This window comes from Nocardia sp. CA-135953, from assembly GCF_050955735.1.
Classification (GTDB): Bacteria; Actinomycetota; Actinomycetes; order Mycobacteriales; family Mycobacteriaceae; genus Nocardia.
The window spans coordinates 7,222,713-7,236,279 of the sequence record NZ_CP192082.1; the positions used below are offsets into that span (position 1 = coordinate 7,222,713).

Genomic DNA, 13,567 nt, shown 5'->3' on the forward strand with positions numbered 1-13,567 from the left:
GCTGTAGTACTTTTAGCGGAGCCAACAGGGAGGGGCCCTATGGGCCACATCAAGTACGCGAGCGACGTCGGAGCCCCGGTCGAGGTGGCCTTCACCTATACGGACAACCATCAGTTCGTGCCGGATTGGATGTTCGCCGTCGCCGCGTTCGAGCCGAAAGACGAGCTCGACCAGGGTCTCGGTGCGATCTTCACGACGCGGATCGGGCTAGGACTGTGGCGGCCGACCATCGAATGCGAGATCACCGAATATCGGCGCAATGTGGTGATCGGCTACACATTGCGCGGCCAGATATCAGGAACTTTGACGCTGCGCTTCGACCCGCTCGGCTACGGACGCTCGGTACTGACCTCGCAAGCGGAGTACGCTCCACCGAGTGGGCTGTTCGGTCGGCTGTGCCTGCGCCCGGTGGATTCCGCCGTGCGCTCGGCACTGCGCCGCACCGAATCCCAGTTACGAAGGGAGATAGAGGAATTCCACGGTACCGATCTTGTCGGTCGGATTGCGTAGGGTGCCATCCATGATCATCGTGAGCACCGACGGATCCTGCCTCCGCAATCCCGGCGGCGCCATCGGCTGGGCTTGGGTCAATCATCAGGGCGGTTCACGCAGCGGGGGAGCCGCCACCGGAACCAACCAGGTCGCGGAGCTGCGCGCGCTTTTGGAGGCGGTACTCGCCCATCCCGGCGAGGAACCGCTGTTCATCGAGAGCGATTCGCTATACGCGATCAAATGCGCCTCGGAGTGGATCTTCGGCTGGCGGACCAACGGCTGGCGCACCGCCAGCGGCGGCGCGGTGAAGAACGTGGAACTCATCAAACAGATCGACCGGGCCATCGCCTCCCGACCGGGACCGGTCCGGTTCCGCTGGGTGCGTGGACACGTCGGCAATTACTTCAACGAAATGGCCGACACCCTCGCGGGCGAGGCGGCCAGACAGGCCGCGGCCTCCGCGGCCGGTGAGATCCCGACCGCGGAACTCCCCGAGCTACCGCCGGTGCTCGAGGACTCCTCCGACAAGACCACAAGATCCGCCCGGCCGCGGTCAGCGGGGAAGTCGGTCGCGCCAGCACCTCAGGCATTGACTCTGTTCTGAGTCCGCCGGGCGCGACCGGACGCAAGACCGCCGGAAAGACCTCCGGGCGGGTGGTGCCATTCCCACCCGCCCGGAGGCGCTTTTCGCCAGTAGTCGATCCGATCAGTTGCCCATCTGCTTGAGGATGGGCAGATCGAACTTGTCGACCAGCCACTTGTCGCCGACCTTCTTCAGACCGGACACCACCACGAGCTCCACCTTGCTCGGCGGCTTGTTCGCCGCGGCGATATTCACATTGGTGGTGGTCTGACCGATCACCACCAGCACATTCGCGTGCTCGGTATCGCCGGACTGGAAGCCGCACTGCATGTCGTAGGTGGACGAGGTCGCCTTGGCGTCGATGACGACACCCTTGAGGTCCTGGCCGAGCTTGGCGAACTGATCCTTCCAGTCACCGGCGGACGCGGCATCCACCTTCTTCAGGTACTCGTCGATGGTCTGCGGATCGTAGGTGGAGATCAGCTTGCCGTAATCGCACGCCGCCGCGGTGGCCGCCTCGTGCGCGTCCAGCTCATCGCCGCGATTACTCGCTTGCCGATAGAAGACGACAACGGCGGTCACCGCCGCGACGAGCAGCACACCGGCGACGAATGCGGCGACGATCGGCACCAGCGCGCCGCGATCCTTGCCGCCATTCTGCGGGACCGGCGGCGCCGCGCCCTTGGCCGACGTGTCCGCCGCCTGCTTCGGCTCGGACTTCGGGGCTGCCGGGGTCGGCGCCGCGGCTACCGCATCACCCGACTTCCCGATCTCGACGGTCTTGTTCTCGGCGGGCGCGTCGGCCTTGGCGTCCTCGTTCGGCGCATCCGAGTTCTGGTTCTCGGCGCCGACATCATCAGTGGACATCGATACAATCCTGCACTTTCCCGGCGCACCCGAGCGCACCGATATTGCCTTGTCGGTCCGCATCAGACGAACCGTTCGCACTCTGCGGGGGAGTATTCCCGGCCTGGGATCGCACGCCCGGGCCGGGGTAACTCACCGTCGAATACGTACCGCTCGCTGTGTCGACTCACCGCAGTGTTGGGTTCACCGCAGTGTTGGGTTCACCGCAGTGTTGGATTCACCGCAGTGTTGGGTTCACCGCAGCGGCGGCGGGGTCATTTCATTCGGATCCGCGCCCGGCGGCATTTGCGCGCCATTGTCCGGAACATTCGGGCGCGGCGCATTCGCCGAACCGCGCACCTGCAGTCCGGGCGGCGGGTTTTCGCAGTAGTTCCACTTGGGCAGCGAACCGTCCTGGATCACCTCGTTGCGGATCGGCGTGTGCGTGTACTGGCAGATCGGCCGAACCCAGATATCCGCGACAGCGTGGAATTCGTTGTCGTGCGCCGGCACGCCAGCGGCGGACAACCCGAGGTTCAGGGACGGGAACAGCGCCTGCAGCGCCGGAATCCGCAGCTGCGCGGCCCGGGTCATCGCCGCGAAGTTGGCGGCGAGACTGGTGATCGGATCGGCCGTTTTGTCCAGCACCGCACCGAGACTGGTCAGCTGTCCCGGTGCCTTCTCCAGCACCGCCTGCAGTTCACCGTTCGCATTGTTGAACTGGTCGAACAGCTGACCCGAATTGTGGGTCAGCGTCGCGAGATCGGGCTGCGCCATCGAGGTGGTGCTCGCGATGGTGCGCAGGTTGGTGATCAGATTCTGGGTCTGCGGCAGCAGATTGTCGAAACCGGCCATGGCCAGGCTGATGCCGTTCACCATGCCACGCAACTGATCCGGGCCACCGCTGAGCGCGGTGTCCAGGTTGGCCAGGATGACGCTGAACTTATCCGGATCGATCTGGGAGATCAGCGCGCTGGAGTTGTCGAGCACCGACCAGATCGGGGTCGGGGTCTTGATCTTCTCCGCATCGAATTCGATGACCGAACCGTCCTTCAGGTACGGCGCCTGCTCGGAATTCGGCCGGAAGTCGATGTATTGCTCACCGGCGCCGGAGAGCGCGCCCACCGAGATCTTGGTGTCGGCCGGAATCTTGTACTTCGCGTCGATTTCGGCCTTCGCGGCGATGGATTGTCCTCGATTGACCAACTCGATCGAGGTCACCTTGCCGATGCGATAGCCCCGCAGGGTCACATCGTTGCCCGGCTGCAGACCACCGGAGCGGTCCAGATCCACGGTGACGGCGTAGGTCGACTTCAGCGGATTCACCCGCATCACGCTCACCAGCAGATAACTGGCCCCGACGACGAACACCAGCACCAGGCCGATAGTGGACAGCAGCATCTTGCGCTGCATCAATTTGCCGAGCCAACTCATCGGTGACCCCCCTGCAGTCGTCCTTGAATCGCCTGCAGGACGGTGATCAGGCTGCCCGCGAAGTCGCTGAGGTCGCGGCCGTCGAAGAACTTGCCCTGCGCCGGATCCGACAACAGGCTGAAGTTGTGAATATTGGTGACCGTGGCGTAGACCGCGAGGCTGTTACCGCGGAAGGACGCATCGAGCGGGCCTCGTATTTCGTGCAGCGCATCCAATGCGGGACCGAAGTTCTGCTCGGTCTGCGACAGCGCGTTCATCAGCTTGTGCACATTGTCGAGTAGGTCGCCCAGTTGGTCGCCCGAGGTATTGGCATAGTCGCCGAGCGCCGCGCTGGTCACCGAAATCTTCTGCAACAGATCGCCGATGGCCCGGTTGTTCTCCGCGATGGCACCGATCATCTGCGGCAACGAATCGGCGACCTGCCCCAATTCCGAGTGCCTGCTCTCGATGGTGTTGGCCAACGTGCTGAACTGGGCGAGCACGCTGTCCACCCGGGCGCTGTTTTCGTTCAAACTGCCGACCACGCCGGTCATTTCATTGATCAGATGCGCAATCTGATCGCCGCGACCACCGACGATCGAATCCATCTCCGAGGCCAGTTTGGTCAGCGCGGCCACGCCACCGCCGTTGAACAACATGGATACCGAGATCAACAGCTCCTCGACGGTGGCGCCCGCCGAAGTCTTGTCCCGGCCCAGCGTGTCACCGTCGTGCAGGACCGGCGCACCCGGATCCGCCTTGGCCTTGGACACCGCGATGAACACATCGCCGAGCGGGGTGGCCTGGCGCAGTTCCGCGGTACTGCCGACGGGAAGTTCGATGTCCTTGCTGATCTTCAGATCGACAATGGCTTCGAAGTTCTTGGTCTGGATGTTGGAGACCACACCGACATCCGAGCCACCGATCTTCACCTTCGCCTGATCGGGCAGATTCAGCGCATTCTCGAATTTCGCGTGCACGGTGTAGGTTTCACCGGCCAAGCCCGGTTTCGGCAGCGGCAGCTTCTCCACCGTGAAACCACAGCCGGAGGTGATGGCCACCCCGGATGCCGCCGCCAACGCGACCAGCGTGCGACGGGCCTTCATCGTGAACCGGTCGCTCATTTGGTCATCCCCAACAGTGCCGCCGTCATACCGAGGTCCGGACCGAGATCCTCGAGCTTGCCGGTGCGGCAGCCATCCGAACGCATCTGAATCCGTTCACAGAACACGCTCAGCAGTTCACCGTTGAGGAAGGTCGGCAGGTTGCCGTGCAGCCGGACGTAGCCCAACTCCCGGTTCATCGACCGGTCCAGATTTTGCATGAGCAGCGGCGCGATGTCGACGACCTCGGTGAGGCCGCGGGCATTGGCCCGCAACTGATCGGTCACCTTGGTCAGACCCTCCAGCGAACTGCCCAGCTGATCCTGGTACTGCACGAAGACCGAACTCGTATTGGCCAGGAAGTCGTTGAGCTGCCGCAGTGTGGCGTCCAGCCCGGGGGCCTGATCGCTGAGCAGCCCGGTCATCTGCGTAATCCGATTGCTGAAATCGCGTACGGACTGGTCGTTTTCGGCCAACATCGTGGTCAGCTCGTTCAACTTGACGATGATGCTGGAGACCGCGTCCTTATTGTCGACGCCGACCTTCAATGCGCTGGAGAGTGCGTTGAGGGTGTCACGCATCTTCGCACCGTTGCCGTTCAACATCGGATAGAGCACCCGACCCGACAGCGGACCGATGCCCTCGGTACCCGGTTCCGGCTCGAGCGCGGCGGCGAACCGATCGATGGTCTCGAGCATCGTGTCCAGCTCGACCGGTGTCTTGGTCTTCGCCTTCGGCAGATGCGCGCCGTCGGACATGGTCTCGCCCTGGGTGTAGACCGGGGTCAGCTCGACGTGGCGGTCGGTGACGATGGACGGCGAAATGATCGCGGCCATCGCGTCTTTCGGGATCTTGACATCCTTGTCGATGGTCATATGCACTTCGACCAGGGTGCCCTTGGGAATGATCTTGTCGATCTTGCCGACCTGCAGGCCGAGCACCGTGACCGGATTGCCCTCGAAGACACCCGCGATGTTCTCGAAGTCCGCGGTGATCGTCATCGTGTTCCCCAGTGCGCTGTTCACCGAACTCGGCACCAGCGAGCAACTGCCGACGGCCAGGGCCGCAGCGCTGATCATCAGTGGTTTGGCCACCCGCCGCAGATTCGGCAGGCGCAGGTTGATTCGCATCAGTCTCATCCCTTGCACCCCTCGATCAGGTGGGCGAAGCACAACCAGTTGTCGGGGAAGAGCCAGGGGAGGCCGACCTCACCATACGGACCGTTGCCGAACGCGTTGTTCAAGGTGCGCACCGACACCGGCATGATCTGCAGCATCCGGTCGAGGTTGTCCTTGTTCTTCTGCAGGCCTTCCGCCATGGTGTTCAGCTGCGCGATGGTCGGGCCGAACTGGTTGTTATTGGCCGCACCGATCTCCTGCAGCTGGCGGCTCAGCGTCGACACGTTGTCGAGCAGCTGGCGCAGCAGGCTCTGGCGTTCCATCACCCGGTTCGCGATGGCCTCGCCCTGGGTGATCACCAACAGCACGCTATTGCGGTTGTCGCCGAGAATCGTGGTGACCCGGTCGAGATTTTTGAGCAGGCTGTCGACCTCCTCCTTGCGCGAATCCATCACCTTCGCCAGTGCGCCTACGCTGTCCAGCGCCTGCGCCGTCAGCGCGGGCGAATCACCCATCTGCTTGTTGATCAGATCGAGCGAGGTGGCCAACTGCTTGGTGTCGAGCGCCTCGAACTTCGGCGTGCCGTACTCGACCACATCGGCCAGGTTGTACGGAACCGAGGTGTTGGACAATGGAATTCGGCTGTCCTTCAGCCCCGACCCATCACCGGGGTCCAGATCGACATAGCGTGCGCCGAGCAGCGTCGCCATCTTGATCGAGGCCCTGGCATCGGGACCGAGCTCGACATCGTTGTCCAGGCTGAGGGTGAGCAGGACATGCCCGTTCTCCAGCTTCGCACCGGACACCTGGCCGCTCGGGACACCGGCCACATTGACCTTGTCGCCGACCTTGACCCCGGCGGTCTGCACGAACTCGGCCTTGACCGTCTTCTCACCGACGCCGATCAGCTTGTAAGCGCTCGAGCCGATCAGCAGCACGACGATGAGGACGCCACCGAGGACACCCAGCCAGAAGTAGCGGTTGTTGTCGAACCTGTCCTTGATCTTGGTCATCATGGGCGGCACACCGCCGACTGTCCGTTGCCACCGATCTGTGGGAGCAGACCGCGGGGGAGCAGGATGCCGTACAGCGAGACATCCAGCTTGCAGAAGTACGCATTCGCGTAGGCGCCGTCCTGGGTGAACTTGCCGAGATCGGACAGCGCCGCGGGCAGGTCGATCGCGGCTTGGTCGAGCTTGGCGCCGTTGGCGATCAACAGTGTCAGCGCCGCACTCGTCGAATCCTGTGCCGTGGCCAGCTTCGGCTGAATCTTGCCCATCATGTCGACCAGTCCGCTGGTCGCGTCCGCGATCTGCACCGTGGACGCTTGCAGCGACTGCCCCTGGTCGTACAGGCCGCCGATCAGTGCCCGGGTCTGGGTAACCAGGGTCTCCAATTCATCACCTCGCTTGGCCAACCCGGACATGACGCCGCTGAGGTTGGTGATCACATCGCTGAGAATCGCGTCTCGGCGCTGGAAATCCGTGGCCAGGGTAGCGGCCTGAGTGATGAACGCGCTCAACGAAACCCGGTCACCCTGCAATGCCTGGATGAAGGTCTCCGAGAGCCGGTTCACCTGCTCGGGCTGCAACACCTGGAACAGCGGCTGGAATCCGTTGAGCAGCCCGGACACATCGAAGGACGGTTCGGTGCGCTCGAGCGGAATCGTGGCCTTGTTCTTCAATGCCGCCGGGCTCGCCGCCTTGCCCGGGGCCAGTGCGACATAACGCTGGCCGATCAGGTTCTGGTAGCGCACCAGCGCCTTCGTGTCCTCGTACACCGTCTGGTTGCGCTGCACGATGAATGTCACGTTGGCGACGGACTTCTTGGTCTTCGAATCGCGGGTGACTTCGATCTTTTCGACCTTGCCGACCCGCACGCCCGCCATCCGGACGTCATCACCCTCGCGCAGGCCGAGCACATCGCTGAAGGTCGCGGTGTAGGTATTGGTGTCACCCTCCACGACCCGCGCCAACGTATTCCAGACGACAACGGTGACCAGGATCGAGACGATCGCGAAGAGGCCGAAGCCGATCAGTGGTTTACGAACGCTCATTCGGCGGCACCGCCGACCTGCAAGGAACCTCCGCGCATTGCCGAACTGAGCAGCAGATATTCGGCCGTCGTCGGACGACGACCGAGCAGGGCCACGATCGCGGCATCTCCTTCGTACGAAATTGGACCGGCGGTCACTGGCGCACTGGCCGGTTGGGCGGGCACGGCCGGGGCCGCGGGCTGATCGGAGGAGGGCTGCGCACCCGGTGCGGGCGGCGCCGGAATCGGGAACAAACCCTCCAGCGGGGTGCCGGCGAACGGGCTGGCCGGCTTCGGCTCACTCGAGCTCGCCGCGAGCGGATCACCCGGCGAGGTCAGACCCGGGATCTCCGGGAAGCCCGCGGGCAGTGGCAGTTTCGCCAAACCCTGCGCCGTTTCCAGCGAACGCGGCTGCATCGACGGTGGCAGGTAGCCGGGATCGGAGACCGCGGGTGCGGTGGCACAGCTCGGGCCGGCCAGGTTGCCGTAGCGCGGGCAGTCCGCCTGCTCGTACGGCCGATACGGGGTGAGCGTCGCACCGGCATTCCAGACCATCTGCCGCTGCGGACCCCAGTGGAAGGTCGTACTCAACTTGCGCAGCGAGTTGTTCAGCGACGCTATGGTGTCCGGGATCGAATTCGCGTCCGCGGCAAGCGCGCCGAACATATCGCCGGTCCCCGCCGTGATCTGCTTACCGATATCACCGTTGCGGGCGAACAGGCCGTTGACCGTATCCACCGTGCCCGCCGTGCCACTGATCAACGCGACCAAGGCGGTGCGGTGATCGGCGATGGTCTGCGCGGTCTTCACCGAACTGCCGAGCACATCGAGCAATTCGGGCGCGGACTGGTTGAGCGCGCGGGCCGAGGCCGAGAAATCATCGAGCAGCACACCGAGATTCGGGATGGACTCGTCCACCGAGGTGAGCCACTTGTCCAGCCGCTCGATGGTGGAGCCCGGCATCCGGCCGCTGCCGTCCAGTGCCTGGGAGAGCGTCCCGAGCACCCGGCCGAACTGCACCGGATCGAGCTTGGTGAGGATGGTCCGCACGGTGGTGAGGGTGTCCTGCAGCGCGATGGTGCCCTGGCTGCGGTCCTCCTCGATGGTCGAACCCTCGTGCAGGTACTTATCCGCGGGACCGTTGAACACCAGCTCTACCGAGGTGACGGCGAACAGGTTGCTCGGCACCACACGGGCGGTCACGTTCGACGGGATATCGCCGGCGAACTCCGGCTTCAGGTCGATCCGCACCTTCTGCAGCTCGCCCTTGGCGGCGACCTCGACATCCTCGACCGCACCGACCAGCACGCCGCGGAACTTCACATCGGCCTCGCTGGGCAGCCCGTCACCGGTGGTGGTCAAATTGGCCACCACATGCACCTTGGGCACGAAATAGCCTTGGTATCTCGCCATCAGGAAACCGAGGATCAGCGCGAAGACGACGAGTCCGCATACGCCGGCGACCAACAGTTGTCGCATGGTGGGGCCACGCCCACTGGGATCGATGATCATCTCGTCCTACCCCGAGATCCGGATGCCGGGATTGACGCCCCAGATCGCCAATGTCATGAACAGGTCCGCGAAAACCACGATGATGATGCACATCTTGATGGCCCGACCGGCCGCGACACCTACGCCCTCCGGACCGCCCGAGGCGAAAAAGCCGTAGTAGCACTGGATGAATGTGGTGATCGCGACGAACACCATCGCCTTGGCCAGTGAGTAGAGCACGTCTGTCGGTATCAGGAACTGATAGAAGTAGTGAGAGTAGGTACCGCTGGAGGTGTTGCCGATCAGCTGCACCGTGAGCGAGCAGGAAATGTAGGCCATCGCCAGGCCCAGGCAGTAGAGCGGAACAATGGCGATCATCGCCGCGAACATCCTGGTGCTCACCAGATACGGCAGCGGCCGGATCGCGATCGACTCGAGTGCGTCGATCTCCTCGGAGATACGCATCGCGCCGAGCTGCGCGGTGAAGCGACAGCCGGCCTGGGCGGCGAAGGCGAGTGCCGCGAGCAGCGGCCCCAACTCCCTGGTGGTCGCGAATGCGGAGATGGCGCCGGTGATCGGGCTCAGGCCGAGCAGATTCAGCGAGGTGTAGCCCTGGATGCCGACCGTCATCCCGCCGAACGCGCTGAGGATGAGGATGACGCCGATGGTGCCGCCACCGACGACCAGGCTGCCGTTGCCCCAGGTGACATCCGAAAGCAGCCGCCAGACTTCCTTCGGATAGTGCCGCAGCGCCAACGGGATCGAGCCCACCGACCGTAGGAAGAAGAACACCTGGTGACCCAGGCGCGCAACCATTTCCACCGGGACCTGCGCGGACTTCTTTATTTGCAGAAGTGGCCGCAGCAGCGGCGGTACGTAGGTTGTTGACACCGGCTCAGACCACCTGTGGGGGGAGGAGAACGTTGTAGATCTGGGTGATGATCAAGTTCACGCCGAACAACATGATGGCGGAGCTGACCACCGCGGAGTTCACCGAGTTGGCGACTCCACCCGGACCGCCCCGGGTATTGAGCCCGGTATCACAGGCGATGATCGCAGCGAGCAACCCGAAGATCAATGATTTCACCAGTGCGACAAGCAGATCGATGGTGACGGCGAACGAGGAGAAGGTGCCGATATAGGAACCCGGGGTGCCGTTCTGCGCGAAAATATTGAAAATGTAGCCAGTCAAAAATCCGACGAATACGACGAAGCCACACAGCAATACGCTGACCAGCATGGCCGCACCGAGCCGGGGCGCGACCAGGCGACGCAGCGGATCCACCCCCATCACCCGCATCGCGTCGATCTCTTCGCGGATGGTGCGCGAACCGAGATCGGCGGTGATCGCCGAACCGACCGCGCCCGCGATCATCAGCGAGGTGACCAGCGGCGCGCCCTGCTGAATGATGCCGAGACCGTTCGCCGCGCCGATGAACGATGTCGCACCGACCTGGCTCGCGACCGCGCCGACCTGGATGGAAACGATCACGCCGATCGGGATGGCGACCAGCAGTGTCGGTGCCGCGGCGACACTGGACATGAACGCACACTGGCGGATGAACTCACGATAAGGAAAGCGGCGTCGGAATATCGCGATGAACAACTCCGCGACCGCCGCGAACCCCATGGTGATCTGTCTGCCGAAGGTCTCCAAGGAGCGTTTCGGATGGTCTTCCCAGTAGGCCTTCGTCCAATCGACCGCATCACTCATCCGTGACTGCGCTGGTGGACTCTTGGTCGACTGCACTGGCTAACCCCTCTCGACGCCGGTAACCAAACCCCGACGACTTCTTTGCTTGACGCACCCTACTACGGAGTAGTGCAGAACACACCCACCACCGTGTGATTGCGGTCATAGATTGGAGTCAGTGTGGGAAAACGCTGTGAGCAGTGGCCCGACGCTTGGGATCGGTCCCAAAGTTAACGGTGATACTTCTAGAACGAGCCACAGTTCTACCGGCTCCCATCAGGCCCGCATATTGCCTGTTCCAATATTTAAGTGGATAATATTCATGCAAAATCTGCGCACGATCGAAGAGCTTCTTCGGTATCGATCAACATACAACCGAAACACAATCGGCCACTTTGTGATGATTGCAGTAATAGACTTTCGCTATCGCGAGTAAATGAGACGCTGCATCCAAAATGTCGAAAAGTGTGGTCGTCGCCGACGCGTTCGACATCGAGAGCGGACCGTTTCGAGCGACCCACAAGTGATCACCACGGATAGAGGACGCGCCCGGAGCCGAATACTGACACGATGGGTGCGACAGATTGATATCGTGCGGACTTCCGACGTCTGGAGGGACATGTTCAGCAAACTCGCCAAGGTGGCCAACGCTGCCTTCGCCGTAGCTCTTGGTGCGGCACTGGTCGCGACGGGGGCCGGGACCGCGGAGGCCGCGGGGCCACCCGTCATCGGCGGTGGGTCGGGAATCATTATCGATAATCAGTTCGAATGCACTGTCACGACGGTCGGCTACGACGGCGGGGGCCGATTGGTCGGCCTGACCGCGGGACACTGCGGCGACCCGGGCGCTCAGGTGTACGCCGAACTCGACCGCGGCGCAGGCGTGATCGGCCGGTTCGTCTACTCCAACCACGATCTCGACTACGCCATCATCCAATTCGATCCGGCCAAGACCACCCCGGTCAACCGGGTCGGCAATGTCACCATCACCGGAATCGGCGGCCCGGCCCAGTTCCCGATGATCGTCTGTAAGGAGGGCCGCACCACCGGCAATACCTGCGGCATCGCCTACGGCGACCTGTTCGGCACAAATATGGAGACCTGGTCGCAGATGTGTGTGGTGGAGGGCGATTCCGGGGCACCGGTCGTCGTCGGCACCACACTGGTCGGCATGGTGAACGCCTATCTCGCCATCGCCTGCTTCGGACCCGAGGTCGGCACCAATATGAGCTCGATCATGGGCGATATCAATGCCCGTGGCAGCGTCGGGGCGGGCTTCAACCCGATCTAGCCAGGATCAGTCGAATACCGAATGAGCGGGTCGAATGACCCGCTCATTCTGTTTTGTGCAGCGGCGCCAGCGCCGGACCCGCCACCCCGCACTGCGGCATGCAGTCGACATTGTCCAGTGTCGCGGCGTGGCGCGGCGCGCGCAGTAGTACTGCCGCGAACAGCGCACCGGCCACCAGCAGGCCGACGCAGATCCACATCGCGACGCCGAAGCCGCGATCGAATTCCACTGGGTCGCCGAGCGATCCGGAGATGCCAGCGAGGCCGGGCAGCGCGGCGACCGCGAGCAGCTGAGCGGTACGGGCCACGGCATTGTTCACCCCGGAGGCGATACCGGCCTCACTGGCGGGCACCGCGCCGAGTACCGCGCCGGTGAGTGGCGCGACCAATACCGATAGGCCGAGACCGAAGACCAGCACACCAGGGAGTACGTCGGTCGGATAGGTGGTGTCGGGGCCGATGCGCAGCAGCAGTACCAGGCCGAGCGCGGCGAGCAGTGGACCGACCGTCATCGGAATGCGCGCACCGTGCACCTGCGCCCAACGACCCGCGGGCGCGGAAAGCACCAGCATGATCAATGTGACCGGAACCGTGGCCACCCCCGACATCAGCGGCGTGTACTTCGCCACCAATTGCAGCTGCATGACCAGAAGGAAGAAGACACCGCCGAGCGCGGCGTAGACCGCGAGGGTGACCAGATTTGCGGCTGTGAAGACCCGAGAGGCGAACAGCGAGGGCGGCACCAGCGGGTGGTCGCTGCGTATTTCGAGCACCACGAAGACCGTGAGCAGCAACAGACCGACGACCACCAGCAGCGGCATCGCATCGATCAGACCGAAGGTCAGCGCACCGAGGGCCACCGCGACCACCACCGCACCCGGAACATCCAGTCGCGCCGAGGCATTCGGGTCGTGGCTCTCCGGCACATGCCGCAGTGTGACGAGTACGACGACCATCGCGAGCGGGACATTGATGAAGAAGATGGACTGCCAGCCGGCCAACTCGATAAGCCAGCCACCGAGGAACGGACCGAGTGCGCCCGCGACGCCGCCGAAACCGGACCATAGGCCGATCGCCGCACCCTGATCGCGTTGATCGATGGATGACGAGATCAGCGCCAGGCTGCCAGGGGTGAGCATCGCTCCCGCCACACCCTGCAGGATCCGGGCGACGACGAGCATCTCGATATTCACCGCGGCACCGCAGAGCACCGAGGCCAGCGCGAAACCGATCACACCCCAGACGAATACCTTGCGGCGGCCGAGATGATCGCCGAGCGAGCCGCCGAGCAGGATGAACGAGGCCAGGGTCAGCGTGTAGCCGTTGAGCGTCCACTGCAGGCCGGCGACATCGGTGTCGAGGGATTCGCCGATGCGCGGTAGCGCGATATTGACGACGGTGGCGTCCAGCGAGGCCACCGACGAACCGAGGATGGTGGCCAGCAGGATCCAGCGGCCGGTAGCCGAACCCAGGCGGGGTAACTCAGCACTCACCGACCAAACGT

The 13,567-nt window shown here is 63.6% G+C and carries 13 protein-coding genes; 3 read left to right on the forward strand and 10 right to left on the reverse strand.

Features of this window, described 5'->3' with window-relative positions:
• Positions 1-39: 39 nt before the first annotated feature.
• Positions 40-510, forward strand: coding sequence for an SRPBCC family protein (locus tag ACQPXH_RS32805; protein WP_433600259.1), 471 nt, complete (start codon positions 40-42; stop codon positions 508-510).
• Between the two features lie 10 nt (positions 511-520).
• The gene (locus ACQPXH_RS32810) at positions 521-1,096 is read left to right on the forward strand and encodes a ribonuclease H family protein (RefSeq protein ID WP_433600260.1); all 576 of its coding nucleotides are present in this window, start codon (positions 521-523) and stop codon (positions 1,094-1,096) included.
• A 102-nt stretch (positions 1,097-1,198) separates the two neighbouring features.
• Here the strand turns inward: ACQPXH_RS32810 and ACQPXH_RS32815 are convergent, their stop codons facing one another.
• From ACQPXH_RS32815 to ACQPXH_RS32855, 9 genes are all read right to left on the reverse strand, one after another.
• Positions 1,199-1,942 carry a hypothetical protein gene (locus tag ACQPXH_RS32815; protein WP_433600261.1) on the reverse strand — a complete coding sequence of 248 codons (744 nt, stop codon included), beginning with the start codon at positions 1,940-1,942 and terminating at the stop codon, positions 1,199-1,201.
• Between the two features lie 234 nt (positions 1,943-2,176).
• Positions 2,177-3,355: an MlaD family protein gene (locus tag ACQPXH_RS32820; RefSeq protein WP_433600262.1), complete on the reverse strand. Its 1,179-nt coding sequence runs from the start codon at positions 3,353-3,355 to the stop codon at positions 2,177-2,179.
• Positions 3,352-4,458, reverse strand: a complete 1,107-nt coding sequence (locus tag ACQPXH_RS32825; RefSeq protein ID WP_433600263.1) for an MCE family protein — start codon at positions 4,456-4,458, stop codon at positions 3,352-3,354. Before ACQPXH_RS32825 ends, ACQPXH_RS32820 begins: the two co-directional genes overlap by 4 nt.
• Entirely contained in the window at positions 4,455-5,567 is a 1,113-nt protein-coding gene (locus ACQPXH_RS32830; RefSeq protein ID WP_433600264.1) for an MCE family protein, read from the reverse strand. The genes ACQPXH_RS32825 and ACQPXH_RS32830 overlap by 4 nt, the downstream gene beginning before the upstream one ends.
• Positions 5,568-5,572: 5 nt before the next feature.
• Complete coding sequence (locus tag ACQPXH_RS32835) at positions 5,573-6,568, reverse strand: MCE family protein (RefSeq protein ID WP_433603670.1); 996 nt, start codon at positions 6,566-6,568, stop codon at positions 5,573-5,575.
• Positions 6,568-7,611, reverse strand: coding sequence for an MCE family protein (locus ACQPXH_RS32840; RefSeq protein WP_433600265.1), 1,044 nt, complete (start codon positions 7,609-7,611; stop codon positions 6,568-6,570). Before ACQPXH_RS32840 ends, ACQPXH_RS32835 begins: the two co-directional genes overlap by 1 nt.
• Positions 7,608-9,101, reverse strand: coding sequence for an MCE family protein (locus tag ACQPXH_RS32845; protein ID WP_433600266.1), 1,494 nt, complete (start codon positions 9,099-9,101; stop codon positions 7,608-7,610). Before ACQPXH_RS32845 ends, ACQPXH_RS32840 begins: the two co-directional genes overlap by 4 nt.
• A 6-nt stretch (positions 9,102-9,107) precedes the next feature.
• Positions 9,108-9,971, reverse strand: a complete 864-nt coding sequence (locus tag ACQPXH_RS32850; RefSeq protein WP_433600267.1) for an ABC transporter permease — start codon at positions 9,969-9,971, stop codon at positions 9,108-9,110.
• Positions 9,972-9,975: 4 nt separating this feature from the next.
• Positions 9,976-10,794 (reverse strand): MlaE family ABC transporter permease, encoded by an 819-nt coding sequence (locus tag ACQPXH_RS32855; protein ID WP_174566228.1) that lies wholly within the window; start codon positions 10,792-10,794, stop codon positions 9,976-9,978.
• 598 nt (positions 10,795-11,392) lie between these two features.
• Between ACQPXH_RS32855 and ACQPXH_RS32860 the strand changes: the two genes are divergently transcribed.
• A complete protein-coding gene (locus tag ACQPXH_RS32860) occupies positions 11,393-12,064 on the forward strand; it encodes a S1 family peptidase (RefSeq protein WP_433603671.1) in 672 nt (223 codons plus the stop codon).
• Positions 12,065-12,107: 43 nt separating this feature from the next.
• Here the strand turns inward: ACQPXH_RS32860 and ACQPXH_RS32865 are convergent, their stop codons facing one another.
• A complete protein-coding gene (locus ACQPXH_RS32865; protein WP_433600268.1) occupies positions 12,108-13,556 on the reverse strand; it encodes an MFS transporter in 1,449 nt (482 codons plus the stop codon).
• Positions 13,557-13,567 lie beyond the last annotated feature (11 nt).